Genomic DNA, 24,917 nt, shown 5'->3' on the forward strand with positions numbered 1-24,917 from the left:
CCACGATCAGCGCCAGCGACACCCCTCCACGCGACAGCATCAAGGTGACGGCCACCTGCACAGCCCGCGGAATTGCGCAGCAGGTGGCCACAACCGGGCTCGAGCATGAATGGCAAAAGAGCCAAATTGCCCAGTGGCACATCATCCCAAGCCTCGCGCCATGGGTGGTGGGCCAAAGCCCGTCACCCGGACGGTGCATGGTGATGGGGGACATTGGGGGCGGGGGACAGACGCCGGATGTCCCACACCCCCATTCCCCACCGGGCACCGGATCAGGCCAGCCCCGACACCGCGCCTTGCGAAAGCGCTTCAAGAAGGCGCGCCACGGCCTCGGCGCCCGGGTCGTTGTGGCCTGCAAGGTTCGCCTCGGCAAGATAGCTTGCGCGCCCGGCGCGGGCACGGGTGATGCGTGCAGTCGCATCCGCCCCTTCGCGGGCTGCACGGGCCGCCGCCGCCAAGCCGGAGGGAAGCGCCTCGAGTGCCGGAAACAGTGCGTCGATCATGGTCCGGTCGCCGGGTCTGGCGCCGCCCACCTGCTGGATGCGATCAAGCCCGGCCTTGAGCGCGCCGATCGGATCGCGCCCCGCGGCCGAGGCATCACCCGCCGCCGAAAAGAAGATCGCCAGCAAAACGCCCGATGAGCCGCCCATCGTCTGGCTGAGCTCTTGGCCGATCGCGCGGTAAAGCTGCGTCTGATCGGCAAGCGGAAGGCGGTCGAGCGCGCCGGTAAGCGCACGCGCCGCCGTGGCAAGGGTGCTGCCCGTGTCTCCGTCGCCACTTTTGGAATCGAGCGCGTTCAGATCGGCCTCGGCCCCGATCAGGATCGCACAGCACCGGTCGATCAGGGCATGGGTCGCCGCGTTCCGGGACGGGATCGGCTTTATCGGGGCAAGACCATCGGGCAAAGGCGCGACCGGCACGGCGCCCACCGGCAGGCATCCGGGCCAGGCCCAGGGTACGACGGGTGCGACAAGCGCCGCTTCCTCGGAGCGTGCCACCGGCAGCAGCGAGACCGAAAAGCCCCGCATGTCGAGCGATGTCATCATCGGCGCGGGTCCGACAAGCCAGCGGATACGGTCGCCGATGCGGGAGCGTATGAGTTCTTCGGCCAGAACCGACATCTCAAGCGGTGTTGCGCTGCCAAGGTTGTTGAGCAGCGCCACATGCGGCCCGGGGCCGATGTTGGGCGCCAGCCGGTCGACCACCATGGTCATCGCATCGCGCGCGGTGGAGAAATCCACCTGCTCGATCCCGGCCTCACCATGGATGCCAAGCCCAAGCTCGGCCTTGCCGGGGGGAATGCGATCTTCCTTGGGTGAGCCCGGGACGGTGCAGGTATCGAGCGACATGCCAATGGAGACAGCACCATGGATCACCTGTGCTGCGGCGGCTGTGACAGTCTCAAGATCAGCCCCCTGTTCGGCAAGCGCACCCGCGATCTTGTGCACAAACAGCGTGCCCGCCACGCCGCGCGCCTGCGGCAGATCGGGCAGCGCCACATCATCATCGACGACAACCATGCTGACCTTGAGCCCCTGCGCGCGGGCGCGTTCGGCGGCAAGCCCAAAGTTCAGCCGGTCGCCGGTATAGTTCTTGACGATCAGCAGGCACCCGGCCTTGCCCGTCACGGCAAGAATACCCGCAAGAACCGCATCGACCGACGGTGAGGCAAAGACCTCACCACAGACGGCCGCGGTCAGCATGCCTTGACCCACAAAACCCGCATGGCTGGGTTCATGGCCAGACCCGCCGCCCGAGACCAGAGCAACCTTGGTCTTGTCCCAGTCGGTGCGCAGCACCACCTTGATGTGCGGATAGCCGTCGAGCCGCGCCAGACGCCCCCCCGCCGTCCGCAGCATCCCGTCAATCGCTTCGGTGACCAGCGTTTCCCTGGTGTTGATGAACTGTCGCATCAGTAATCTCCTCTGGCGATCCGCGCGCCATCCGCGTCGAAATAAAGGGGGTTCATCGGCTCGATCGGCACCAGATCGCCGGGTTCGAGCCCCGTATGGGGGTCGGTCAATGTCACGATCTCATGGCCGTCAAAGACCAGATGAAGCCGCGTCTGGTCGCCCAGATGCTCGATCCGGACCACCCGCGCCGGGCGACCCGTGCCTTGCACGATGTTTTCGGGGCGCAGACCGATTGTCTGAGCGCCCGGTGGCGCGCCGGCAAAAAGCGCGGCGGGCAGCATGTTCATCCGCGGCAGGCCAAGGCGACCGGCGACATAAAGGCTTGCGGGCGTTTCATAGATCTCGCGCGGCGTGCCGAACTGCACAAGCCGCCCCTCATCCAGCACCCCCACATGGGTGGCCATCGTCATCGCCTCGATCTGATCGTGGGTGACATAAAGAAACGTGGCGCCCAGACTGGTCTGGATCCGCTTGAGTTCCACCCGCAGGTCAGTACGAAGCTTGGCGTCAAGCGAGCTCAGCGGCTCGTCCATCAGGTAGATGGAGGGCGCGCGGACCAAGGCGCGCCCGATCGACACGCGCTGCATCTCGCCGCCCGACAGGGCGGTTGCCTTGTTGTCAAGCTTGTGGGCGATCTTCAGCGTCTCTGCCACCGCACGCACCTTGAGCGCGATCTCGGGCTCGGGTGTCCGCAACATCGGCGAGCGGAGCGGAAAGGCAAGGTTGTCGCGCACGCTCATGTGCGGGTAGAGCGAATACTGCTGAAATACCATCGCAACGTTGCGCTCGGCGGGGGTGTCGCTTGCAACCGGACGGCCGGCGATCATGATCTCGCCACAATCGGGCCTTTCCAGCCCTGCAATCAGACGCAACAGCGTTGTCTTGCCCGCCCCTGTGGGGCCAAGCAGAACGACAAAGGCGCCGTCGGGAACCGTGAAGGACACATCGCGCACCGCCTGCGTGGTGCCGAAAGACTTGGCAAGATTGCGCAGCACGACCTCAGCCATGAGAAAGGATGCCTTCGTTGAGGTCCGAGCGGATCGCGCGGCCGGTCCTTGCGTCAAAAAGCGAGACCGTGGCGCCGTTGAAGTCGAGCCCGACGGTTTCACCCACACGCGCCAGGCGGTCGGCAGGGATGCGGGCCTTCAACGCGCCGTTGGCGGTCTCAAGCGTGACGATCTGAGTGGTGCCAAGATATTCGGTCGCGACGATCTCACCGCGATAGGGGCCATCATCGATGAACCGCACATGTTCGGGGCGCACCCCGTAGACCAGATCGCCGTGAAAGGTCTCCCGTGCGGCGGGTATGGCCAGCGTATGGTGCTGGAGCATGACAGAGGTCGCGCCATGAGCGACATGGCCGCCAAAGCGCAAAAAGTTCATCGGGGGCGAGCCGATGAATTCAGCCACAAACAGCGTCGCGGGTTTGTCGTAGATATCTTGCGGGGTGCCGAATTGTTCGACCACACCGTGGTTCATCACGACGATCTTGTCCCCCATCTGCATGGCTTCCAGCTGGTCGTGTGTGACGTAGACCGTCGTGGCGCCCATCCGGTCATGAAGCGCGCGCAACTCCTCGGCCATGCGTTCGCGGAATTCGGCGTCAAGCGCGCCCAGCGGCTCGTCCATCAGGAAGCACTTTGGATTGCGCACGATCGCGCGACCCAGCGCCACGCGCTGCCGATCCCCGCCCGAAAGCCCGCTGACCGGCCGATCAAGCAGATGTTCAAGCCCGAGGATGCGCGCAACCTCGTCCACTTTCTCGCGGACGCGGGCGCGTGGCATGCCCTCGCTTACCAGCGGATAGCTGATGTTGCGCCGCACATTCATATGCGGGTAAAGCGCGAACATCTGAAAGACAAAGGCGATATCGCGCTGGCTGGCCGGTTTGCGGCCGACCTCTTCCCCATCGATCCAGATCTCGCCGCTTGTCGGAAGTTCAAGGCCCGCGATCATCCTGAGCGTTGTCGTCTTGCCGCAGCCCGAGGGGCCGAGCAGCATGAAAAATTCCCCGTCCGCGATGGTAAAGGTCGAGCCCTGCACGGCGGTGAAGCTGCCAAATTCCTTGCGGAGATTTCGAATGGTGATCTCGGCCACGCGGCTCACTCCGGAAAATGGCTGACGACGATGAACATCACCGTCCCCGTCAACGTCACGAGAAAGGACCAGCTATAGGCCCACAGCGCAAAGGGTTGCATCAGCATGAAGACACCCGTCGCAATCAAGACCGAGGCGACCATTTCCCAAGGGCCCCGGCGCAGGCGAACAAGACCATGCAAAAACCCCCTCATTTGCGTACCGCCCCAAAGGTGATCCCGCGCAACAGATGCTTGCGCAGCAAGATCGTGAAGACCATCACCGGCACCAGAAAGATCGTGGCGCCTGCCGCGACCGCCGGCCAGTCCTGACCGCCGACGCCGATGATCGTGGGGATGAAGGGCGGCGCGGTTTGGGCGGTGCCAGATGTCAACAACACCGCAAAAGCGTATTCGTTCCAAGAAAAGATCAGGCAAAAGATGGCCGTGGCCGCGATACCGGTCGCCGCTTGCGGCAGCACAACCTTCATGAAGGCCTGAAATCGGGTATAGCCGTCAATCAGGGCCGCTTCCTCGTATTCGCGCGGAATTTCATCGATAAAGCCCTTGAGCAGCCAAACCGCGAGCGACAGGTTCACCGCGGTATAGAGCAAGATCATGCCCGCATGCGTATCCGACAATCCCAGGTTTCGGAACATCAGGAAGATCGGGATCGCGACCGCGATGGGCGGCATCATCCGGGTCGAAAGGATGAAAAACAGCAGATCATCCTTGAGCGGAATGCGATAGCGCGAGAAAGCGTAAGCCGCGAGCGTGCCAAGCACCACCGACAGAAAGGTCGCGCCAAAGCCGATGATCACCGAATTCATGAACCGCTCGCCGTATCGCGACGGTCCGGCGATGACCATGCCCTTGTCATGCACTATCGCCTCATACCACGTCGCGGGCGGGTTCTGGGCAAGGTATTCCGGCGACTGACGGGTCTGGGCCGTGAACAGGTTCACATAGCCTTCGAGGGTCGGCTCGAACAAGATCTTGGGCGGATAGGCGATGGCGTCAGATGAGGATTTGAACCCGGTCGCGATGATCCACAGCAACGGCAGAAGCGTGATCAGCGCATAGGCGGCCACAAGGGCCCCCGCGAACCACTTTTGCCGGACCGACGGTTCGGTGATGGAATGCGCGCTCATCTGTCTTTCACCCGGTTCAGAGCCTTCACATAGATCGAGGCCAGCCCAAAGACGGTTACGAACAAGATGACCGCATAGGCCGACGAATAGCCTGTGCGCCATTTCTCGAAGGCCTCACGCTTGAGCTCGATCGATGTCAGCGTGGTGATATTGCCCGGCCCGCCGCCGGTCAGTTGCACGACAAGGTCGAACATCTTGAAGTTCTCGATGCCCCGAAACAGCACGGCAAGCATCAAGAAAGGCAGGACCATGGGCACAGTGATCGTCCAGAACTGCCGCCACCGCGAGGCCCTGTCGCATTCGGCCGCCTCATAGATCGAGTCCGGGATCGATCGAAGCCCGGCCAGACAGATCAGCATGACAAAGGGCGTCCACATCCAGGTGTCGACGATCACGATGGACCAGGGCGCCAGATGCACATCCCCGATCATCGAAAAGGAGGTTGGATCGGCCCCTGAAAAGAAGCCGACGATGCTGTTGAACAGACCGAGTTGCGGCTGGTAGAGCAATGTCCAGAAATTGCCGACCACCGCCGGGGACAGCATCATCGGCAGCACGATGATCGTGGTCCACAGATCGTTGCCGCGGAACTTCTGGTTGATCAGCCACGCAAGGGCAAATCCGATCATGACCTGAAAGACGATGGTCCAGAACAGGAAATGCGCGGTCGCCTGCATCGTGGCCCAGGTATCGGGATCGCTCAGGATGCGTTCATAATTTCGCAGGCCGATCCACTGCACTTCGGCGTTGGGGCGGTTGGCCGCGTAGTTGGTAAAGCTTAGCCGAATGGTCCAGATCAACGGAAAGATGTTGACCGCCAGCAAAAGAAAGATCGTCGGCGCAACAAAAACCCATGCAATCGCGCGATCCGACAGGCCCCTGATCCGGCGCGACAGGTGCCGCGGCGTCGCGCGTGCGACGCTGTCCATGTTCAGATGTGACATGCGGTTTCCTTTCGGGGCGAGACGTGCCGACACCGTGGCTTGCGGTATGCGTGCCGAACCCGCGTGGTCTTGGCAAGCGCCCGCCCCTTAGCGGAGCGGGCGCGCGCTCAGACCCGGCTCAGAGCTTGCCTTCGTCCTCGAACACCTCGACCCAGTCCTTCACGAGGCCATCAAGTGCCTCCTGCGCGGTACCTTGGCCGGCGATGACATAGTTGTGGACGCGCTCCTGCATCGGCAGCAAGAGCGATGCATAAGACGGCTCGGCCCAGAAATCCTTCACGATCGCCATCGAATCGAGGAAGGTCTGAGCATAGGGCTGGCTTGCCGCAAAGCCCGGATCCTCGACCACGGCCCGCAGGGCCGAGTAGCCACCCAGTTCCCACCAGCGTGCCTGAATGCCGGGTTGTGCGAACCATTTGATGTATTCGAGCGCGTCGTCTTGATTATCGGAATAGGCCACGACCGATATGCCCTGTCCGCCAAGCTGGGCGAAATGACCGGCGGGTCCAGCGGGGTTGGGGAAATAGCCCGACCGGTCGCCACCCACAGTCGCATCGGCATGAACACCCGGCCAGATGAAGGCAAAGTTCATCTGCATGGCCACCTGCCCCGAGCGGTAGGCGTCGATGTTTTCGGACATGTACCAATTGGACGAACCGGGCGGCGTGCAGCAATCATAAAGCGCCTTGTAGAACTCCAGCCCCTCGACCGCGCCGGCCGAGTTCACGAAGCCCTCGAGATCGTAGGGGTTGGCCGGGTTCCCATACTGGAAGCCATAATTGTAGAGGGCGTTTGTTACCCCCATGGTGATCCCTTCAGACCCGCGTTCGGTATAAATGGCGGCACCATAGACGGTCGTGCCGTCGATATCGCGGCCCTGAAAGAACTCGGCGATGTCCTTGAGCTCAGCCAGCGTCGCCGGCACACCCAGATCGCGGCCATATTTTTCGCGGAACTCGGCCTGAAGCTCGGGCCGCTCGAACCAGTCACGCCGGTAGGTCCAGCCCACCACATCGCCGAATGCCGGAAGCGCCCAGTAATTCGGCGTGCCCTTCGGCCATTCGGAATAGCCCGTTACGGTGGCCGGGATGAAATCATCCATCGAGATGCTGTTGGCATCGAAGAAGTCATTGAGCTTGATGTAATGGCCTGCTTCTGCGCCAAGCCCGATCCACTGGCTGTCGCCGATCATCAGGTCACAAAGCTGCCCGCCAGAGTTGAGTTCGTTCAACATCCGATCGGCAAAGTTCGGCCATGGCACGAACTCAAAGTTCATCTTGACGCCAGACTGCGCCTCGAAGTCCTTGGACAATTCGATCAGCGCATTGGCCGGGTCCCACGCGGCCCAGCACAGGGTCAGCTCGTCGGCCTTCGCCCCGGTCGCCGCCATTGCTGACAAGCTGGCAAGCGCTGTCGCAGCAAATAGTCTTGTTTTCATGTGAAGCTCCTCCCGCATCCTGGGCCCACGCCGCGCGGACCCGACCCCGGACGAGTCGCCGGGTTACGCACTCATCCTAGAAGAGGGACGTACCTCATGACAATGCAAAACTGAGGTACGCACCTCTTTTCGTCCCGCAAGACAGATTGCGACGCGTGTCAGGGAAGGTTTTCGCGCAAAACGACCTCGATGCGCAGACGCTCCTGTGCCGCATAGATCGGACGGTCATCGCACAGATTGCGCAGCACGCGGATCGAACTTCGGATAAGGTGACCCACGTTCTGGGCAATGACGGCATCGATCTCGCCGTCGATCAGCGCCTGCCGTCTGGCCGGGGTAAGTTCATGCGCGATGACAACGATCCGGTCGCTGCGCGGTCTGCCCCGCAAGGCCTCGATCAGTGTCGTGTTTCCTGAACCTGTCGAATAGACGCCGACAAGACCCGGACGCCGCGCAAGCACTTCGGTGACGATACGCGCCATGCGGGCGGGATCGTCATGAGCTTCCACCGACGGCAGAACGGTGATCGCGGGGAAATCCCGTGCCATGACCTCATCAAAGCCAAGCCGCCGCTCGACGCTTTCGCGAGACCGGAGCGAGTTTGTCACGACAAGGATCTCTCCTTTGCCGCACACAAAGCGGCCCATCAGGCTACCCGCGGTTCTGCCTGCTGCGACACTGTTGATTCCAACAAAGAAATCCCGTCTGGAATCTGGCAGATCAGAGACCAGCGTCACCACGGCGACCCCTGCATCCTTCAGTCGCGAGATGGCGTCGCGCACCTGCGGTGTTTCGGGCACCATCAATGCGATCCCGTCCAGACCCTCGGCGCTTTTGGTCTGCAACGCGCGAACAATGGCATGTGGGTCGCCGATTGGAACCCGGATGATACCCACCAAGGTTCTGTCGGCGATCTGAGAGGCATAGGCTTCCTGAAGGGCAGCCTTGAGCGACTGGGCGAACTGGCTCGGACCGTCTGGCAGGACAAAGGCAAAACGATATTGCCGCTGTCTTGCAAGGTTCGCCGCATAGGTATCGCGGACATATCCCAGACGGGCCACGGCCGCCTGCACCTTTTCGATCGTCTTGCCACGGACACCCGGCCTTGCGTTGAGCACCCGGTCGACCGTAGCAAGGCTTACGCCCGCCTCCTTCGCGATGTCATGTACCGTCGGTCTGCTCACCTTGGGCTCTCCTTTTGGCGAAATAGGTAAATGCCATGCTGAGGTGCGTCAATCAGCCAGCCATGCAGTCGGTTGCGACCCGCGCTCTGCGTCACGGCAGCCTGCGTGATGATGGTGGCGTGGACCGGCCTGACAGTTTTGCCTATCGCCGTCTTTGGCTTAGCGCGCTCACCCCGACAGATGTCAGAATGATCAAGCCCACCATCACCTCGCGCAGATAGCTATCCACCCGCATTTGGGTCAGGCCATTGTCCAGCACCCCAAGCACCATGACCCCGGCCAGGCTCGCCAAAACCCGGGGCTGACCATCGCGTGTGAGGGTCATGCCAAGAAACACCGCCGCGATCCCCGTCAGCATCAACCCATCACCCTGTGTCGGGTTCGCCGATGCGACACGGCTTGCCGTCATCAACCCCGCCATTGCAGCACCCACCGCCGTAAAGGCAAAAGCGGAAAAGCGAAGCTGCACGACACGAATGCCGGCAAGACGCGCGGCCTCGCGGTTTCCGCCGATCGCATAGAGCCGCCGGCCATAACTGGTGTGCTCAAGCACCACCCAGACCAGCGCCACGACGCCAAGCGCCACAAGGGTCAGGTTCGGCAATGCCAGTGACCGGCCATCGACCATACCCAAGGCAAGACCATCACGCGCAAAACCGCTGAAGGACGCGGGAATGTCGCGCCCGAAAATCGTACGCCCATCGCTGATGATGAACGCCGTGCCGCTAAAGATGGTCAGGGTGGCCAAGGTTGCGACAAAGGGCAATATGCCCACAAAACTGACCAGGATCCCGTTCAACAGCCCCCCGACCAAGCCGACCGCAAGTGCGGCGCCAACCGCAAGGGGCACAGGCCAGCCCTGAACAAACAGCACGCCCGCCACAACGCCCGCAAGCGACGCCATGGCGCCGACGGACAGGTCAAAATCCCCCATCACCATCACCACCGTCATGGTCGCGGCCACGACCGCCAGCATGCTGACCTGTTGGGTGATGTTGAGCAGATTTCGGGCCGTCAGGAATGTATCGGGCAGGCTCAGCGCGAAAAAGGCGACAATCGCCACCATCCCCAATACGCCACCATATCGGCGCAAGCTGGCCGTCATGCCTGCATCTCCTGTCCGTGGTAAAAACGTGCCAACAGGCCGGCCTCGGTCAGACCGGATGCCGGCAATATCTCGGTCAGAACCCCGTCGCGCATCACGCCGACCCGGTCCGACAGGCCCAAAAGCTCGGGCAGGTCCGATGACGCGAGCACGATGGAAACCCCCTCGCTGCGCAGGCTTTCAATGAGCCGATACAGGTCAAACCGCGCGCCGATATCAACACCCCGCGTCGGCTCGTCAAGCAGCAGCACCCGCGGCCGCCCGGCGAGGGCACGCGCAAAAAGCACCTTTTGCTGATTGCCCCCCGACAGCTCGGCACAGGCTTGGCTGACAGACGCCGCCTTGAGCCGGACCCGCTCGCCCAAGTCCTGCGCAAGCTGCCTTTGGCGATGGTCGTGCAAGAAAACACCGGCCCGGGCAAATTGCGTCAGATAGGGCAACGCGACATTCTCGGCGATGGTGCGGCCCATGATCAGGCCCTGGGCACGGCGTTCCCGCGGGACATAGGCGATGCCTTGGGCCCAGGTGTCGGCCGGGCTGCGCCCAACCTCTTGGCCGCCAAGCGTCAGGCGGCCGGTCCGTGGCCCATCCCCCAGAACGGCGCGCAACAGCGCCCCCCGGCCCGATCCCGACAAACCGGCAAGCCCCAGCACCTCACCCGCGCGCAAATCGAAATCCGCGCGAACCAGGCCCGGCGATGACAACGCCTCGGCCTGCAAGACGATCGCCTGACCCGCGGGTGCGGCGCGTGCGGGAAACAATCCGCCAAGATCGCGCCCCGTCATGTCCGCGATCACGCGATCAACATCCGTCGCCGCCCTCGCCCGTGTGGCGATATGAACCCCATCGCGCAAGACCGTGATGCGATCGGCCAGACGCATGACTTCACCCATGCGGTGGGAGACATACAAGATCGCGGCACCTTGCTGGACCAGCTCTGCCATCACGGCGAACAGGCGCTCTGATTCGGTCGTCGTAAGTGCTGCCGTCGGCTCGTCCATGACATAGAGCCAGGCACCCCCGCCGATCAGGCTGGCGGCGATGCGGACCAGCATCTGATCGCCGGAGCCAAGCGCCGACATCGGCCCCCGGGGATCGAGGTGGTCCAGACCGAGCCGCGCCAGCGCCGATGCCGCGATCTTGTTCAACGCCGCCCAGTCCACCAGCCCGAAGCGATGCGGATAAGGGTGATCGAGCAACATGTTCTCACCGACCGACAACGCAGGTACCGGATGCAATTCCTGATGGATGAACCGCAGCCCCGCGGCGCGCGCCGCAGCGGGTTGGCCAAGCGGCACCGGCACGCCATCAAGCAAGATGGACCCCGCGTCAGGGCGCTCCAATCCCGCGAGGATGCGGATGAGGGTCGACTTGCCCGCCCCATTTTCGCCCATGAGTGCGTGCACTTCACCCGCGTGCAGCTCGATGTGGACCCCATCCAGCGCGCGCAGGGCACCGAAATGGCGCGAGATCCCGTCAAGCCTTAGCGTGCGCCCGCGCAGTTGGTCCTCTACGCGGGCGCCTGTCAGCAATTCCGGGTCACTCTGCGTTTGCGATGGTGACAAGGCGGGTGGGCACATAGATCACCCGCTGAACCACGGGCTCGCCTGCCAGAAGCCGGGCAACCGTATCGGCGGCCGTGGTGCCGATGCCGACGAAATCCTGCGCAACGGATGCCTCGAAATTGCCACCCTGGGCGATCGCATCCCGGGCTTGCGGGTTTGCGTCAATCCCCGTGATCACGATGCCCTCATTGGCGCGCCCTGCCGCTTCGATTGCCTGAAGCGCCCCGAGCGCTGGCTGATCCCATGCCGCCCAAACCGCGGCGATGCTGCCCGGTGCCGGGTTTGCAGCCAGAAGAGCCTCCATCGCCGCGCGGCTGCCGGCGATGCCGCCATCGCTGACATCGGGCGTTATGCGGTCCAACACCGTGATGTCGGGAAAGTTGGCGAACACCGCATCCGCGATGACACCACGCACCTGAACGGGCGGGAACGGGTCGAAGGTGAACATCACCACATTCCCCTGACCGCCGATGCGATTGGCGACATAAACCGCCGTCTCTGCGGCCATCGCATAGCCGTTCGATGTGATGTTGGCCGCAACAAGCGGATCGCTGCCGGCATCCATCCCGACCACGGGAATGCCCGCATCCGCCGCCGCTTGCAGCCCCGCGCCCACCTGTGCCGGGTCGACGTTGATCACGATGGCATCGACCCCTTGGGTCACCATATCCTCGATCCGGCTGATCACAGCCGCCACATCGCCGGCGGTATCGATGACATTCACATTCCAGCCCAGCTCTTGCGCCCGGGCGGTGAAACCATCCACGTAGAATTGCGTTCCAGGTTGCGCAAGATAGGGGGTGATCACCGCCACATCCTGCGCCATGGCACTTACGCTGCCCAAAGTTAAAGTGACCATCGCACAAGCCGTCATCCGTATCATTTGCGCTGCCTCCTCGCGTCGCGGTCTTGATCAGGCCCAAAGTATTGGCGTGAAGTTTCGCAAAGGTCCATGGCATGATGAGACTGCTGCACAGGCCATGCAAAGATTTTTCCAAGCGTCTGGACCAGACGGCCCGGACGGTCCGACCGATGACCCCATGTTGCGTTGCACGGGCCAGCCAGAAGTCGCCGCGCCCATGCACCCCGCGATGACGCGGTGGCACCCTATCACCCCTTGTCAGACCTGAGCGCGCGCCCCACGATCCGACGGCGCCCCGAAACTGCCAAGGACAGCCATCGAAATGCCCCATGGTTCACAGGTTCTGATCGGACTCGACATTGGCACCACGTCAGTCAAGGCGGTTATGCTGACCCAAGAGGGCCGCAGCCTTGCTTCCTATAGCGCGGCCCACCCGACGCGCCGCAGCATGCCCGGCATGGCCGAACAGGACCCGGCAACTTGGCTCATGCATGTGGGCGCTGCTCTGGCGCAGTTTGCCCGTCATCCGCGCGCGCGCGATGTCTCGGGCATCGGGATCACCTCACAGGTCAACACGCATGTGTTTTGCGATGCCAGCATGGCGGCCTTGGCACCCGCCCTGACGTGGCAGGACACAAGACCGGGGCAAGTGGCGCGTGACATTGACGGTCGTCTGACCCTTGCAGAACGCATTCAGGCGTTGGGGGCCCCTATTCCCGTTGATGCAAGCCACGCCCTCGCCCGCATGGCGTGGATGGCACAGACCGCGCCTGAAATCTGGGCTGCAACGCGGCATGTGCTTTTGCCCAAGGATTGGGTGATCGCCCAACTGACGGGTGCGGTCGCGTCTGACCCGCTTTCCGCAATTGGCTTGGCGGGGACCGATCTGCGGTATGCGCAGACGATGCTGTCGCTCATCCCCCGCGCGGCCGAAGTTTTGCCGCCGCTTCTCGACCCGCTTTGCGTCACGGGCGCGCTCCGCGATGGCCCCTTTCGGGGCGTGCCGATTGCCACGGGCACGATGGACGCATGGGCGGCCATGATCGGGCTGGGTGTCGCCAATGAAGGGCAGGCCATGTATCTTTCCGGCACGAGTGAGGTCCTTGGGCTGATCTCGGCCAAGCGGACCGCAGAGCCCGGGATCATCGTCTTTCCGGAATGGCGTGGCATCACGCTGCATGCGGGACCAACCCAATCGGGCGGAGCCGCCCGCGACTGGATTGCACGGATGCTGGGGCTGGATCACGCGCAACTCGACACTCTGGCCGCACAAACCCGGATCAGGGGCGACAGCCCGCTATTCTTGCCCCATCTCGACGGCGAGCGCGCACCGCTTTGGACCGCGACCTCACGCGCCGCTTTCGCCGGGCTGTCGGGGGCCGATGGACCCGCCGAACTTGTTGCGGCGGTGTTGGAAGGCGTGGCCTTTTCCGCACGTCTTGCGCTGGAAGCGGTCGAACGCTCGGGTGCGCATGTCGCGCCCGTGTTGCGCCATGGCGGGGGCGGGTCGCGGTCGGATGCATGGTGCCAGATCAGGGCCAATGCCTTGGGGCGGCCGATTGCGCGCGTGGCTGTGGCCGATGCCGGTGCAGTGGGCGCACTTGCCATGGGCGCCGTGGCATCGGGCAGCTTTCTTGACCTCGCGGCCACAACCCGAGACCTTGTGCCTGTCGAACAGGTCTTTGAGCCCGATCAAGACCTTGCATCTTGTGCTGAGGCCCGTTTTGCCCGGTTTCGTGAGCTCTACGCGGCCACAGCCCCCATCAGCGCCGCATTGCTGGCGCAACACTGACAATCCCGGGCGGTTGGGTCTGACCGAACGGGTTCAAGACGCCCTGCTGCGCGTGGTTTTTGGCCCGGTTCATGCCGCCTGTGCCACTGTCGGGGTCGCGCACAGGCGCTCAGGCAGGCCCAACACCGCAGGCAGCAGAGCCATGGGTTCTAGCGGGCCTGCCGGCCCAGCGGCTTGACAAGGGCCTGTGCGATCAGCGCGACAGCCCCAAGCATCACAAGGGGCGCCGCCGTGGCATAGCCCGCCGTCAGCACGACCGCGAGCCCAGCCCCCAGCGCCATGAGTGCCGCGATCGTCACGCGGTGGTCGGGCCGCGCGACCGCGGCAAGGGCCACGAGCAAGACCACCATCAGCGCAGCCGAGGGCAAACCGGCATCGGCTTGTGCCGCCAGCGCCGCTTCCACAGCGGTCGGGTTCATCACACGCTGCGCCTGCGGCGGTGCCAGGGTCGCGCCTGTCGCCTGAAGCTCCTGCATCGCGTTGTGTTCCATCAAGGCGATGGTCGCGCGCACCCACAGGCTGGCGGGTGTCATCAGCGTCAAAAAGGTCATCGCGGCCGCAAGGGCGGCGAGGAACCGCTTGACCAGCATGGGGTCGCGCGACTGGCGCACGATGTCGAGTGCGACGGCAAGCACGATGATGATCCCCGTGACCACCATCTGCCAAAAGGTGTTGAGCTGGGCCAGGGTCAGGCCGTTGTTGATCAGCTTGAGCAAGATCACACCCATGAACGTGCCCCAGACCGAACCACGGCCGCCGAAAAGCGAGGTGCCGCCGATCACCACGGCCGCGATCGCCTCAAGCTCCCACATCAGCCCATAGTCCGATTTGGCATAAGGCGCGCGCCCCAGAAACAGCAGCGCCCCCAGAACCGCACAAACCGACGCGACCATGTACACCATGACGATGTAGCGCGTGGTGGGGATGCCCGCCTGCCGCGCACCCGAAGGATTCGAGCCGATGGCATAGACATAGCGGCCAAAGCGCGTATTCGATGTGATGAGTGCCAGAAGGATGAAAAAGCCCACAAACAACAGGGCGCTCATCTGAAAGGTGCGAAAGAAGTTGACCCAGTTGTCATCGACAAAGGCGCCCATGGGCTGCCAGAAGGCCGACAATTCACCCGCCTGATAGGCGCTGCGCAGTGGCTCGAACGGGTTCCAGCGGCCGAATGTGTCAAAGGTCGACGGCAGTTGCGGTGTCGCCTGCGCCCCGGTTGCAAGATGGCCGGTGCCACGCCACACCGAAAGCCCCGCAAGGGTGACAATGAATGCCGGCATGCCGAACCATGCGACCAGCCCGCCGTGGATGAAACCCACCCCCATCCCGCATGCGATGCCCATGGCGATGGCCAGCAACGGATCGACGCCGAGGTAGCTGACCAGATATCCCATCAACGCGGCCGTCATGCCCATGACCGATCCAACCGAAAGGTCGATTCCGGCCGTCAGGATGACAAGCGTCATGCCACCCGCAACAATGCCCAGAGCAGCCGAATTGTTGAGGATCGTCATGATGTTGGTCGGGTGGAAAAAGGGGCGCCCGTCGGTCACCATCTCGATCGCGATGGCAAGAACGACAATGGCGATCAGCGCGCCCGACCATTCCGCCCGCAAAAAGCGCAAAAGGATATCCCGGGCCCAGCGCATGGCGGGGTGCGTTTGCTGGCCTTCTGCGCCGGTGATGTCGGCCATGGCTCGTTCTCCGTGATGCGCGAAGGGCCGGCCCCGACAGGGCCGGCCCCGATGCCGTGTGGTCGCGGATTACTGGATGCCGACCATCTGCTTGTAGACGCCAGAGGTCGCAGGCGTGACCAGGAAAAAGCCCGTGTCGATCCGCGCGGCGACCGGTTCGCCCCGCGCCGCAGCGGCCGCGGCCCGGATGCCCTGATAGCCCATCTGATAGAGCATCTGAGCCGTATTGGCATGAACCCAGCCCTGATCCATCGCGGCGATGGCATCGGAGGCACCGTCAAAGCCCACAAGCTTCACGTCGCCCGGACCGTATCCAAGGTTTGTCAGGGCCGCGACAGAGGCCATCGTGCCACCATCCCATGCGTGGACGATCATCTTCACGTCGCTGTTCTGGTTCAAAAGCGCCTCAACCCCGACCTGAGCCTGTTCGGAATTCCACTCGGTCGGAACCTCGAGAACCTGAGAATTCGGACGCGCGGCGGTGAAGCCCGCCAAGAACCCGTTGCGCCGATCCTGACCCGTGGACTGTGCCTGGCTGCCGGTGACGTAGATGATCATGTCGCCATCTTCGATCAGCGTCGCCGCCACCGCGCCTTGCACCTTTGCCACGGCAAGGTTGTCGGTCGCCACGAAAGACGTGACTTCGGCCCCGGAAACGCCGGTGTCGATGGCGATGATCGGAATGCCCGCTGCAAGCGCATCATTGACCGCCGGCGCAATGCCCGCGCTGTCGGCCGGTGCGATGCCGATGGCGTCGATCCCTTGTGACACCATGTTCTCGAAAACCTCGAGTTGGCTGGTCAGGTCATCGGCAAAGGCGGGGCCCACCTCGACGATGTTCACACCTTCTTCGGCGGCCGCGTCGCGTGCGCCCTGGTTGATCATCATCCAGCCCGCATTCGTGGCCGATTTCGTGATGTAGCCGATGGTGATGTCTTGCGCATGGGCTGTGCCCACCGCCAGAGCCAGTGCGATGGCGGTCGCGGCCGCTAGACGAGACTTGAGCATCTTGTTCCTCCCGTTTGACACTTTTGTCGATTGCATTCAATAATATTTCAAGCAACACCAACTGCCCCGCGCCTGTCAAGCCGGGGACGAGGCCCGACAGGGCGCGGGGGGAGAACATGGCAACTGACGAAGGCGTCGTTCTCGAGACGCGGGGCCTGACCAAGCATTATGGCGGGGTCGAGGCGCTGACCGGGGCGGATTTCACGATTCGCCGCGGCGAGCATGTCGCCATCGTCGGCGACAACGGCGCGGGAAAGTCGACCTTCGTGCGCAACATCACCGGCGTGGAGCGGCCGACCTCGGGGTCGATCCTGTTCGAAGGCCAGGATGTGCAGTTCCGCGCGCCCATCGATTCGCGCAACCACGGGATCGAGACGGTGTATCAAAACCTTGCGCTTGCCGATCATCTGGACGTGCCATCGAACATCTTTCTGGGGCGTGAAGCCTATTACTTTCGCCTTGGGCCGCTGTCGTGGCTCAACAAACGCAAGATGCGGCGCGAGGCAGAGCGCGTGCTGGAACGCACGGGCATCAAGATACCCGACCTGACCCAACCCCTGATGAGCATGTCCGGCGGCCAGCGCCAGTGCGTCGCGATCAGCCGGGCCGCGGGATGGGGCGCCAAGCTCATCATCATGGACGAACCCACCGCAGCCCTTGGCATTCAGGAAACGACGCGGGTCGAGACAATCATCAAAGGCCTGAAAGAACAGGGGATTCCAGTGATCCTGATCTCCCACAACCTCAGGCAAGTGTTCAAGCTGGTGGACCGGATCGTGGTGTTCCGGCGCGGGCGGATCGTGGGCTCGCTCGACGCAAAGACGACCGATGGCAATGCGGTCGTGTCGCTCATCACCGGGATCGATCAGGGCGTCCATGCCGACGCCAGTTATATTTGAGGTCATCATGGCGGTCATCATTCCCCTTTTGTCTTCGGATTTTCCCGATCACGGCACCCGTGAGGTCGCGGTATCGGGCGGCATGCGCGCCGAGGTCTTTCGCTATGCGTCGGGCGTTGCGGCCCTGCGGCTGCTGACACCACGGGCCGACATCGTGGTCCTGCCGTTCCAAGGCCAGCAAGTGTGGCGCGCCGCCTTTGACGGGCGGGAGCTTGCCATGACATCGATGTTCGACACGCCCGTGGCGACGGACCATTATCTGTCGACCTATGGCGCGTTCTTCATCCACTGCGGCGTCACGCGGATCGGGCCACCGTCAGCCGATGATCTGCATCCGCTGCACGGCGAATTGCCATTGGGGCAGTTCGAAACAGCCGAGCTGGTGATCGACGAAGCCGCGGGGCGGATCGCCGTCAGGGGGCGCTTTCGGCACCGGATCGCCTTCACCGTGCATTACGAGGCCACCGCCGAGGTCAGCCTTGCGGCGGATGCCACCCAGATCGAGATCACGCTGGATGTGGTCAACAAGCGCGCCGCGCACCCGCTGGAACTGATGTATCTTGGACATGCCAATTTCCGGGCCGTGGATTATGGGCGCCTCGTCTATGCGGCGCACTACACCCCCGAGGATGTGGCCGTGCGACGGTCGATCCCGCCCCATATCAAGGCCGGCCCGGGCTATGCCGCCTTTCTGGCCGAGCTTGCCCAAGATCCTGTCCGCCACCACGTTCTTGATCCCGCCCTTCCGTTTGATCCCGAGGCGGTGTTCACCTTGCGCATGATCCCCGATGCCGAGGGCTGGAGCCACGCGATGCAGGTCCATCCCGAAGGTCATGCCGATTTCATCAGCTATGATGCGCGCACGCTGCCGCTGGCCATGCGCTGGATCTGCCGGACGGCTGACCAGCAGGGGCTTGGCATGGCGATGCCGGCGACCGCAGGCGTGGAGGGCTACGCGGTCGAAGCGGAGGCGGGGCGCATCGTGACGGTGCCGCCACAAGGTCACTGGCGGGCGCAGATGCGGATGGGTGCGCTCGATGCGCCCGCGGCCAGCGCGTTCGGCGCTCAGATCGACCGCTTGGCCGGACGGGCCTGAGAATGGCAAAGCTGTGGTGCATGGGCGAGGCGCTCATCGATTTCGTGCCGGTTTTGGCACCTGACGGGGGTCACGCCTATGCGCCGCGCTGCGGCGGCTCGCCGTTCAACGCGGCCAAGGCGGCCGCGCTGTCCGGGGCCGAGGTCGGGTTTCTGGGCGCATTGTCCACGGATCTTTTCGGCGAAATGCTGGCCGCAGAGCTTGCCCGATATGGCATCGACACCCGTCAGGCCCCGCGCCTGACCGCGCCGACGACCCTGGCCTTTGTCGACCTGCAGGCAGGCGAGCCGCGCTATGCCTTTTTCAACGAGGGCACAGCCACGCGGATGATTGCGCCCGACCCTGCCGCCTTTGCGCCCGCACCGGGGGATGTGGTCGAATTCGGGTCGATCTCGCTTATTGACCTGCCGGGCGCCGATCGCATCGCCGCCTTCGCCGAGACCATCGCGGGGCGCGCGATGATCGCGATCGACCCCAATGCGCGGCCGGGCATGACGCCTGAGCTTGCGGTCTGGCGGCAGCGGATCGCGCGCATCCTTGCCGTGGCCGACATCGTGCGCCTGAGCGTCGAGGATCTTGCCGCATTGGCACCCGACACCACGCCTGCACACTTTGCCGCCAACCTGATCGCACAAGGGGCGGGGCTTGTCGTTGTGACCAAGGGCGCAGAGGGGGCCGAGGCATGGACCGCCCACGCCCATGTCACGGTGCCGGGCTTTCGCGTCGCCGTCGTGGACACGGTGGGCGCGGGCGACACCTTGATGGGCAGCTTGCTTGCACAGCTTGCCCTGGGCGGGCATACGCAGTCGGGGGCGCTTGGCGCGCTTTCGGCAGAGGGGCTTGTCGCCATGCTCACCCACGCGGTCGCGGCCGCATCGCTCAACTGCATGGCCTCTGGCTGCGCGCCGCCCACGCCCGAGGCTGTCGCCGCCTTTCTGCAAGCGCGGGCAACGACCACCTGAAGGAGACCGTCAAACTGGCCCGACTGCCGCGCCCACCGCAGACGACGATGACCGATGACGGCGCGCTAAGGCTGCGCGCGGCGTGGTTCTATTACAACCGGGGCATGACGCAAAAAGACATCGCTGACCGGCTGGGCATCAGCCGATCCAGCGTGATCCGCTTGCTGGAGGAGGCGCGCCGCAGGGCGGAGGTTCAAATCTGGATCGACACGCCCCCCGGCGAGCTGTCGGATCTTGCCATGGCGCTGGAGGAACAATTCGGGCTGGATCGGGCGATCGTGGTGCCCGGAGAGGGAAACCCGGATCAGACGGCGCGCGATGTGGGATCGGCCTTGGGCCGGTTCTTGTCGCACCGCATCACCGAAGCAATGACCGTTGGCGTCGGCTGGGGCCGGACGCTTGATGCCTCGCTCATGGCGTTGCGGCCACCACGGCTTGACGGGGTGCGGGTGGTGTCGCTTTTGGGTGGGGTGATCGAGACCAAGGGGCTGAACCCCATCGATTTCGCCTGGCGTCTGGCGGGCGCGTTGGGGGGGGAGTGTCTTTTGTTTCCCGCGCCGCTGATCGTCGACAGCGCCGAGACAAAGCGCCAACTTCTCGAGGCATGTGGCCTGTCGCGCATCGCCGACGTGGCGCGCGGCATGGACATGGCGGTGATCAGTTGCGGCGACATCGGAACCACCGGCACATCGTTGAGCCAGGGTTTCTTGTCGGCCGAGGATTATCGCGGGTTGGTTGCGGCCGGTGCGGTCTGTGACACGATGTGCCATTTTCTCGATGCCACGGGCAAAAGCGTGGATCATCCCGTGCAGCAGCGGGTGATGTCCGTGGGGCTCGATGTGGTTGCCGGGGCCGGGCACGTCGTGCTGGCCTCGGGCGGGGCGCGACGGGCGGCGGCGATCCGCGCCACCATAGCGCGCATCGGCTGCCACACGCTGATCACCGACGAGGCGGCAGCACGCGCCCTAATCGATGGCGAGCGCGCCGCGGATCAGGCGATTGACCGCCCCTGACCTTTCGATATGGGGCAAATGCCCCGTGGCGGGGATCACATGGGGGTGCACACCCAGCACAGCGCCCTGCGGACAGGGAAGCACACGATCCGCCTCGCCCCAGATGACGGTGACGGGCGCGACGGGCGGCGCTTGTTCCAGTGCCGCGTGGCCAAGCGCCTGTGCCACAGTGCGCAGCGCGGCGCGTCGGCCCGGCACATCGAGCGAAGACAGCACATGCGCGATCATCGGCGCGACGACCGCGGGCCGTTCCGCAAGACACCCCAGCACCTCGGCGGCGTCAGCGGCAGAGCCGATCGCGGGGAACCTGTCTTGAAACCCCGATACCCCCGGCGGCCCGACCGCTGCGGGGGCTATCAGCACCAGTGCCGTGATCCGCTCGGGCATCAGCCGCGCCAGATGCAATGCCACCGCGCCACCCAGCGAATGACCGATGACGGCAAGGCCCCCGCCCAGTTCGCCCGCAACCCCCGCGAGCGCCGTGGCAAGTGCGGCCGCGCTGCCATCACCGACGGCGTTGCCCGCGCCGCCGTGGCCCGGCAAATCCACCGCCCAGACGGTTCTTGTGCCGATCAACGCATGGGCATTGGCGGCCCAGCCGAAGCGGTCGGCGCCAAAACCATGCACAAACAGCACGGGCGGCCCTTCGCCACCCAAACGGTGCAGCACAGCGGGCGAAAGGGTCATTCGATCCGGGCCAGGACAGTGCCGACCTCGGCGATGTCACCTTCCGCGATCAAGATGCGCAGCTTGCCCGACGCCGGAGCCTCAAGGTCGATGGCCATCTTGGTGGTGCTGATCGAGACCACAGGCTCGCCTTGCACGACCTCTGCGCCATCGGGCCTGAACCATTCACTGACTTCGGCCTCGGTGATTTCATTGCCAAGTTGCGGGACAGGCAGAAGGGTCATGTCATTGCTCCGTCAAAGGCCGACGCGGGCCAGCGCAAGTTCATCCCAATCCCGCACACCCCGCCTGTTGGCGCGGTGGTCGGGGAAGAAATCGGCCATCACCGCATCGACGATGTCGATGGCCTGCGGGAAATAGGTGGTTTCCATGTCGGCGCCGGGAACGATCCAGTTGGGCGCGCCGATCACGCGCGGTGGCGCGACAAGATGGGCAAAGCCATGCCGGGCGACGGTGGCCGCCGCCGTCTGCGCAAAGCTGCCGCGTTCCGAGGCTTCGGTCACGATCGCAAAGCGGCCCGTCCGCGCCACGCTGTCAAGCACGGGCTGATAGTCAAAGGGAACAAGGGTGCGGGCGTCGATCACCTCGACCTCGATGCCTGCGACCGACAGCTCGGCCGCTGCGGCCAGCGCGGGGTATAGCGCCGGACCGATGGTCAGAATGGTGACATCGCGCCCCGCACGCTTCACCTCGGGCGTGCCAAAGGCGATGCGGTAGGGATCCACTGGCACGCCGTCGGGCCGAAATGTCTCGACCTTGTCGTAAAGCCGCTGGCTTTCGAAAACCACAACCGGGTCTTCGGAGGCAAGTGCCGTGGCCATCAGACCCTTCGCATCATAGGGCGTCGCCGGGTAGACGACCTTGAGGCCCGGAATATGGGTGATCAGCCCGGTCCAGTCTTGCGAGTGCTGGGCACCGTATTTGGAACCGATCGACGCGCGCAGCACGACCGGAAGCGACATCTGACCGCCCGACATGGCCTGCCATTTGGCCATCTGGTTGAAAATCTCGTCACCGGCACGGCCGATGAAATCGGCATACATCAGTTCAACAAGCGAACGGCCGCCTTCCATCGCATGGCCCACCGCCGCAGCCACGATCGCGGCCTCGGAAATCGGGGAATTGAACAGGCGGTGATGCGGCAAGATGTCGGAAAAACCCCGATAGACCCCAAAGGCCCCACCCCATTCGCGGCACTCTTCGCCCCATGCGACAAGGCGCTCATCATGGGTCATGTGGTGCAAGATCGCCTCGGCCAGCCCATCGCGCAAGGTGATGGCGCGCAAGGGGGGCATCTCTTCGCCGGCCTCGGTCAGGCCCGAGCGCGCCTTGCGGGCCAGACCGCGCAGCGCGGCCGAGGCGGCCGGGTCCCCGACGCCCGGCGCCCGGTCGGTGGGCAGGGTCGTGTGGCGATTGGAAAACATGAGCCGACCGATCCGTGTCGGGTCTGCGGCGACATCGACGGGTGGTGCGTGCCTTGGATCGACGACCGCGCGGGTGACGGCCGCGATCCGCCGGGCCACGTCCTGGCGCATGGCTTCGCCCTGTTGGGGGGCAAGCACGCCCGCTGCCTCAAGGGTTTCGGCAAAGCGGCGGATCGGGTCGATGTCTTCCCAAAGCTTGATCTCTTCGCGGGTGCGATAGGCGTTGGCATCTGTCGTCGAATGCCCGCAAAGGCGATAACACTCCACATCGAGAAGTGCGGGGCCATCGCCCGTCACCAGCAACCGCCGCTTGCGGGCGACCGCCTCGGCGACGGCCAGCGGGTTTGCCCCATCCACGGTTTCGGCATGCAGACCCGTGGGCGAGATGCCGGCGCCAATGCGCGACAGGCGGTCCCAGGCCATCGTCTCGCCCGAGGTCTGGCCGCCCATGGCATAGAAGTTGTTGGTAAAGAAGAACAGGACCGGAAGCCCGCGACCGCCCCCATCCTGCCAGAGCCGGCCATATTGACCCATGGCGGCAAAGTTCATCGCCTCCCACACCGGGCCGCATCCTGTGGCCCCATCGCCGGCATGCGCGACCGTGATGCCACCATCGCGCACAAGCCGCCGCCGCAGGGCCGCGCCGGTCGCAATCCCGGCCGATGCGCCGACAATCGCGTTGTTGGGGTAACAGCCAAAGGGCGGAAAGAAGGCATGCATCGACCCGCCCATGCCACCGTTGAAGCCGTTGGCTTTCATGAAGATCTCGGCGAGAAAGCCGAACAGCAGAAAATCCTCTGCCAGTGCCCGCCCATCGCGCCCCAAGGCGGTTGATACCGTATCGCGAAGCCGGCCGCCGTCATGGGCGGCCATGATGTCGGCCAGACGCGCCTCGGGCAGCCGGGCGATCGCCGCAAGACCCTTGGCAAGAAACTCCCCGTGGCTGCGATGCGACCCGAAGATATGGTCGTCGGGATCAAGCGCAAAGGCCGACCCGACCGCCGCTGCTTCCTGCCCGATGGAAAGATGGGCCGGTCCTTTGTAGGTATAGGCAATCTCGCGGTACATGCCCTGCGCCTTGAAGGCGGCAAGCATCCCCTCGAATTCGCGGATGATCAGCATGTGCCGGAGCATTTCGATCAAGCGGTCGGCACCATGCGCCGCGATTTCGTCATCGATGGGCGTGTCATAGGCGTGCACGAGGATATCCAGACCCTCGAGGCGGGTCTTGGCGCGCGACACAGAGGGGTCAACAAGCAGTTCCTTGGGCATGTCAGTCTCTCGGATGGCTTGACCGAGGCATGCATCTTTCGGGAACTTTTGTCAATTCGACCAGTCAAATGGTTTTCCGGAACAGGGCGGCGCGCGTCTGTGGCACAAATATCGGGCGCCGGTTTTCAGAAAGACCCGCACGCCATGTCCGGGCGATGACGGCCACCTTCAAGGACGCGCAGGCACATTCCCGCGCCCGGGCTGACCAAAGGCTGCTGCGCAAGCACAGCGGAGCGGGGGCGATCAGCGGCAACGATTGTCGTTGCCAAAAGCCCGCGGCCCTCGGCTGAACATCGCGCGTTGCTCTTGGCACAGGGCCAAATGACATCGGCACCTGACCAACACCGAACCGCTGCGGGGCAAGGTTCATCCAGCACGCGGGATTTGCCATGGCAGATGCAGCGGGGCGTTCGGTCGTGATCCTGTCCACCCACCTCTCGCGCTTTGCCAGCATGGCGCATCGGGCGGTTGAACTGTCTGCCCTTTGCGCACCCATCGGCGGCTCAGAAGGGGTGCCTCGCCCCCCGAGGATCGTCCGGGCGCGTTCGAGATGTGCCTGCGCAAGCGTCAAGATCCCGGCGCGACGGCGCTTGTCCATTGTTCGATCCCGAACGAGGCTGCGGCAATTCACGGTTTGGCGCCACCGATCTTTCGCTGGGTGGCAGGTCGTCCGGCGCACGGCAGATAGGGCAAGGCATGGGTCAAGGGCCGCAAAGCGATCAGCGATGGCGCATCTTCCGTCGGCTTGTCGGCGCGCATGATCCCGACATGCACCTGTCGCGGGCGGGCCAGACTTGAGGAGTGTTCGGGCGCCTGATGCCCGAAAGTGCAGC

The 24,917-nt window shown here is 64.1% G+C and carries 21 protein-coding genes; 5 read left to right on the forward strand and 16 right to left on the reverse strand.

Annotated features, from left to right (window positions below):
* Positions 1-272 precede the first annotated feature (272 nt).
* The 11 genes from Q0094_RS06255 to Q0094_RS06305 form a co-directional block, all read right to left on the reverse strand.
* Positions 273-1,913: a dihydroxyacetone kinase subunit DhaK gene (locus tag Q0094_RS06255; RefSeq protein ID WP_297616476.1), complete on the reverse strand. Its 1,641-nt coding sequence runs from the start codon at positions 1,911-1,913 to the stop codon at positions 273-275.
* Positions 1,913-2,920 (reverse strand): ABC transporter ATP-binding protein, encoded by a 1,008-nt coding sequence (locus Q0094_RS06260; RefSeq protein ID WP_297616479.1) that lies wholly within the window; start codon positions 2,918-2,920, stop codon positions 1,913-1,915. The genes Q0094_RS06255 and Q0094_RS06260 overlap by 1 nt, the downstream gene beginning before the upstream one ends.
* Entirely contained in the window at positions 2,913-4,010 is a 1,098-nt protein-coding gene (locus tag Q0094_RS06265) for an ABC transporter ATP-binding protein (RefSeq protein WP_297616482.1), read from the reverse strand. Before Q0094_RS06265 ends, Q0094_RS06260 begins: the two co-directional genes overlap by 8 nt.
* A gap of 5 nt (positions 4,011-4,015) precedes the next feature.
* Complete coding sequence (locus Q0094_RS06270; RefSeq protein ID WP_297616485.1) at positions 4,016-4,204, reverse strand: hypothetical protein; 189 nt, start codon at positions 4,202-4,204, stop codon at positions 4,016-4,018.
* The gene (locus Q0094_RS06275) at positions 4,201-5,139 is read right to left on the reverse strand and encodes a carbohydrate ABC transporter permease (RefSeq protein WP_297616487.1); all 939 of its coding nucleotides are present in this window, start codon (positions 5,137-5,139) and stop codon (positions 4,201-4,203) included. The genes Q0094_RS06270 and Q0094_RS06275 overlap by 4 nt, the downstream gene beginning before the upstream one ends.
* On the reverse strand, positions 5,136-6,083 hold the full coding sequence (locus Q0094_RS06280; RefSeq protein ID WP_297616490.1) for a carbohydrate ABC transporter permease: 948 nt from the start codon (positions 6,081-6,083) through the stop codon (positions 5,136-5,138). Before Q0094_RS06280 ends, Q0094_RS06275 begins: the two co-directional genes overlap by 4 nt.
* Positions 6,084-6,201: 118 nt before the next feature.
* Complete coding sequence (locus tag Q0094_RS06285) at positions 6,202-7,521, reverse strand: extracellular solute-binding protein (protein WP_297616493.1); 1,320 nt, start codon at positions 7,519-7,521, stop codon at positions 6,202-6,204.
* A gap of 158 nt (positions 7,522-7,679) precedes the next feature.
* Positions 7,680-8,705: a LacI family DNA-binding transcriptional regulator gene (locus tag Q0094_RS06290; protein ID WP_297616496.1), complete on the reverse strand. Its 1,026-nt coding sequence runs from the start codon at positions 8,703-8,705 to the stop codon at positions 7,680-7,682.
* Positions 8,706-8,847: 142 nt separating this feature from the next.
* Complete coding sequence (locus Q0094_RS06295) at positions 8,848-9,810, reverse strand: ABC transporter permease (RefSeq protein WP_297616499.1); 963 nt, start codon at positions 9,808-9,810, stop codon at positions 8,848-8,850.
* Entirely contained in the window at positions 9,807-11,342 is a 1,536-nt protein-coding gene (locus tag Q0094_RS06300; RefSeq protein ID WP_297616501.1) for a sugar ABC transporter ATP-binding protein, read from the reverse strand. Before Q0094_RS06300 ends, Q0094_RS06295 begins: the two co-directional genes overlap by 4 nt.
* Positions 11,343-11,349: 7 nt before the next feature.
* Positions 11,350-12,258, reverse strand: coding sequence for a substrate-binding domain-containing protein (locus Q0094_RS06305; RefSeq protein ID WP_297616504.1), 909 nt, complete (start codon positions 12,256-12,258; stop codon positions 11,350-11,352).
* Positions 12,259-12,559: 301 nt separating this feature from the next.
* Between Q0094_RS06305 and Q0094_RS06310 the strand changes: the two genes are divergently transcribed.
* Entirely contained in the window at positions 12,560-14,029 is a 1,470-nt protein-coding gene (locus tag Q0094_RS06310) for an FGGY family carbohydrate kinase (protein WP_297616506.1), read from the forward strand.
* A gap of 149 nt (positions 14,030-14,178) precedes the next feature.
* Here Q0094_RS06310 and Q0094_RS06315 read toward each other — a convergent pair whose 3' ends face one another.
* A complete protein-coding gene (locus Q0094_RS06315; protein WP_297616508.1) occupies positions 14,179-15,723 on the reverse strand; it encodes an ABC transporter permease in 1,545 nt (514 codons plus the stop codon).
* Between the two features lie 69 nt (positions 15,724-15,792).
* Positions 15,793-16,731 (reverse strand): sugar ABC transporter substrate-binding protein, encoded by a 939-nt coding sequence (locus Q0094_RS06320; RefSeq protein ID WP_297616511.1) that lies wholly within the window; start codon positions 16,729-16,731, stop codon positions 15,793-15,795.
* Positions 16,732-16,847: 116 nt separating this feature from the next.
* On the opposite strand from Q0094_RS06320, the gene Q0094_RS06325 reads away from it, so the two are divergent.
* From Q0094_RS06325 to Q0094_RS06340, 4 genes are read left to right on the forward strand one after another with little or no spacing between them, the layout of a single operon-like run.
* On the forward strand, positions 16,848-17,630 hold the full coding sequence (locus Q0094_RS06325) for an ATP-binding cassette domain-containing protein (RefSeq protein ID WP_297616513.1): 783 nt from the start codon (positions 16,848-16,850) through the stop codon (positions 17,628-17,630).
* A 7-nt stretch (positions 17,631-17,637) separates the two neighbouring features.
* Entirely contained in the window at positions 17,638-18,726 is a 1,089-nt protein-coding gene (locus tag Q0094_RS06330) for a DUF4432 family protein (protein WP_297616515.1), read from the forward strand.
* Between the two features lie 2 nt (positions 18,727-18,728).
* A complete protein-coding gene (locus tag Q0094_RS06335) occupies positions 18,729-19,688 on the forward strand; it encodes a carbohydrate kinase (protein WP_297616517.1) in 960 nt (319 codons plus the stop codon).
* A 47-nt stretch (positions 19,689-19,735) separates the two neighbouring features.
* Entirely contained in the window at positions 19,736-20,701 is a 966-nt protein-coding gene (locus tag Q0094_RS06340; protein WP_297616519.1) for a sugar-binding transcriptional regulator, read from the forward strand.
* Here the strand turns inward: Q0094_RS06340 and Q0094_RS06345 are convergent.
* From Q0094_RS06345 to Q0094_RS06355, 3 genes are read right to left on the reverse strand one after another with little or no spacing between them, the layout of a single operon-like run.
* Entirely contained in the window at positions 20,654-21,388 is a 735-nt protein-coding gene (locus Q0094_RS06345; RefSeq protein WP_297616521.1) for an alpha/beta fold hydrolase, read from the reverse strand. The two genes, Q0094_RS06340 and Q0094_RS06345, sit on opposite strands and share 48 nt — an antisense overlap.
* Entirely contained in the window at positions 21,385-21,612 is a 228-nt protein-coding gene (locus Q0094_RS06350) for a lipoyl domain-containing protein (protein ID WP_297616523.1), read from the reverse strand. Before Q0094_RS06350 ends, Q0094_RS06345 begins: the two co-directional genes overlap by 4 nt.
* 12 nt (positions 21,613-21,624) lie before the next feature.
* The gene (locus Q0094_RS06355) at positions 21,625-24,084 is read right to left on the reverse strand and encodes a thiamine pyrophosphate-dependent enzyme (protein ID WP_297616526.1); all 2,460 of its coding nucleotides are present in this window, start codon (positions 24,082-24,084) and stop codon (positions 21,625-21,627) included.
* Between the last annotated feature and the right edge of the window lie 833 nt (positions 24,085-24,917).

It is taken from the genome of uncultured Roseicyclus sp. (assembly GCF_937892565.1).
GTDB lineage: Bacteria > Pseudomonadota > Alphaproteobacteria > Rhodobacterales > Rhodobacteraceae > Roseicyclus.

Bases quoted from the DNA above. Each gene is read 5' to 3' on its own strand.
- Q0094_RS06270 (WP_297616485.1), bottom strand. From the start codon at position 4,204: ATGAGGGGGTTTTTGCATGGTCTTGTTCGCCTGCGCCGGGGCCCTTGG.
- Q0094_RS06340 (WP_297616519.1), top strand. From the start codon at position 19,736: ATGACCGATGACGGCGCGCTAAGGCTGCGCGCGGCGTGGTTCTATTAC.
- Q0094_RS06280 (WP_297616490.1), bottom strand. From the start codon at position 6,083: ATGTCACATCTGAACATGGACAGCGTCGCACGCGCGACGCCGCGGCAC.
- Q0094_RS06285 (WP_297616493.1), bottom strand. From the start codon at position 7,521: ATGAAAACAAGACTATTTGCTGCGACAGCGCTTGCCAGCTTGTCAGCA.
- Q0094_RS06320 (WP_297616511.1), bottom strand. From the start codon at position 16,731: ATGCTCAAGTCTCGTCTAGCGGCCGCGACCGCCATCGCACTGGCTCTG.
- Q0094_RS06310 (WP_297616506.1), top strand. From the start codon at position 12,560: ATGCCCCATGGTTCACAGGTTCTGATCGGACTCGACATTGGCACCACG.
- Q0094_RS06315 (WP_297616508.1), bottom strand. From the start codon at position 15,723: ATGGCCGACATCACCGGCGCAGAAGGCCAGCAAACGCACCCCGCCATG.
- Q0094_RS06255 (WP_297616476.1), bottom strand. From the start codon at position 1,913: ATGCGACAGTTCATCAACACCAGGGAAACGCTGGTCACCGAAGCGATT.
- Q0094_RS06305 (WP_297616504.1), bottom strand. From the start codon at position 12,258: ATGATACGGATGACGGCTTGTGCGATGGTCACTTTAACTTTGGGCAGC.
- Q0094_RS06260 (WP_297616479.1), bottom strand. From the start codon at position 2,920: ATGGCTGAGGTCGTGCTGCGCAATCTTGCCAAGTCTTTCGGCACCACG.
- Q0094_RS06335 (WP_297616517.1), top strand. From the start codon at position 18,729: ATGGCAAAGCTGTGGTGCATGGGCGAGGCGCTCATCGATTTCGTGCCG.
- Q0094_RS06350 (WP_297616523.1), bottom strand. From the start codon at position 21,612: ATGACCCTTCTGCCTGTCCCGCAACTTGGCAATGAAATCACCGAGGCC.
- Q0094_RS06355 (WP_297616526.1), bottom strand. From the start codon at position 24,084: ATGCCCAAGGAACTGCTTGTTGACCCCTCTGTGTCGCGCGCCAAGACC.
- Q0094_RS06345 (WP_297616521.1), bottom strand. From the start codon at position 21,388: ATGACCCTTTCGCCCGCTGTGCTGCACCGTTTGGGTGGCGAAGGGCCG.
- Q0094_RS06330 (WP_297616515.1), top strand. From the start codon at position 17,638: ATGGCGGTCATCATTCCCCTTTTGTCTTCGGATTTTCCCGATCACGGC.
- Q0094_RS06275 (WP_297616487.1), bottom strand. From the start codon at position 5,139: ATGAGCGCGCATTCCATCACCGAACCGTCGGTCCGGCAAAAGTGGTTC.
- Q0094_RS06295 (WP_297616499.1), bottom strand. From the start codon at position 9,810: ATGACGGCCAGCTTGCGCCGATATGGTGGCGTATTGGGGATGGTGGCG.
- Q0094_RS06325 (WP_297616513.1), top strand. From the start codon at position 16,848: ATGGCAACTGACGAAGGCGTCGTTCTCGAGACGCGGGGCCTGACCAAG.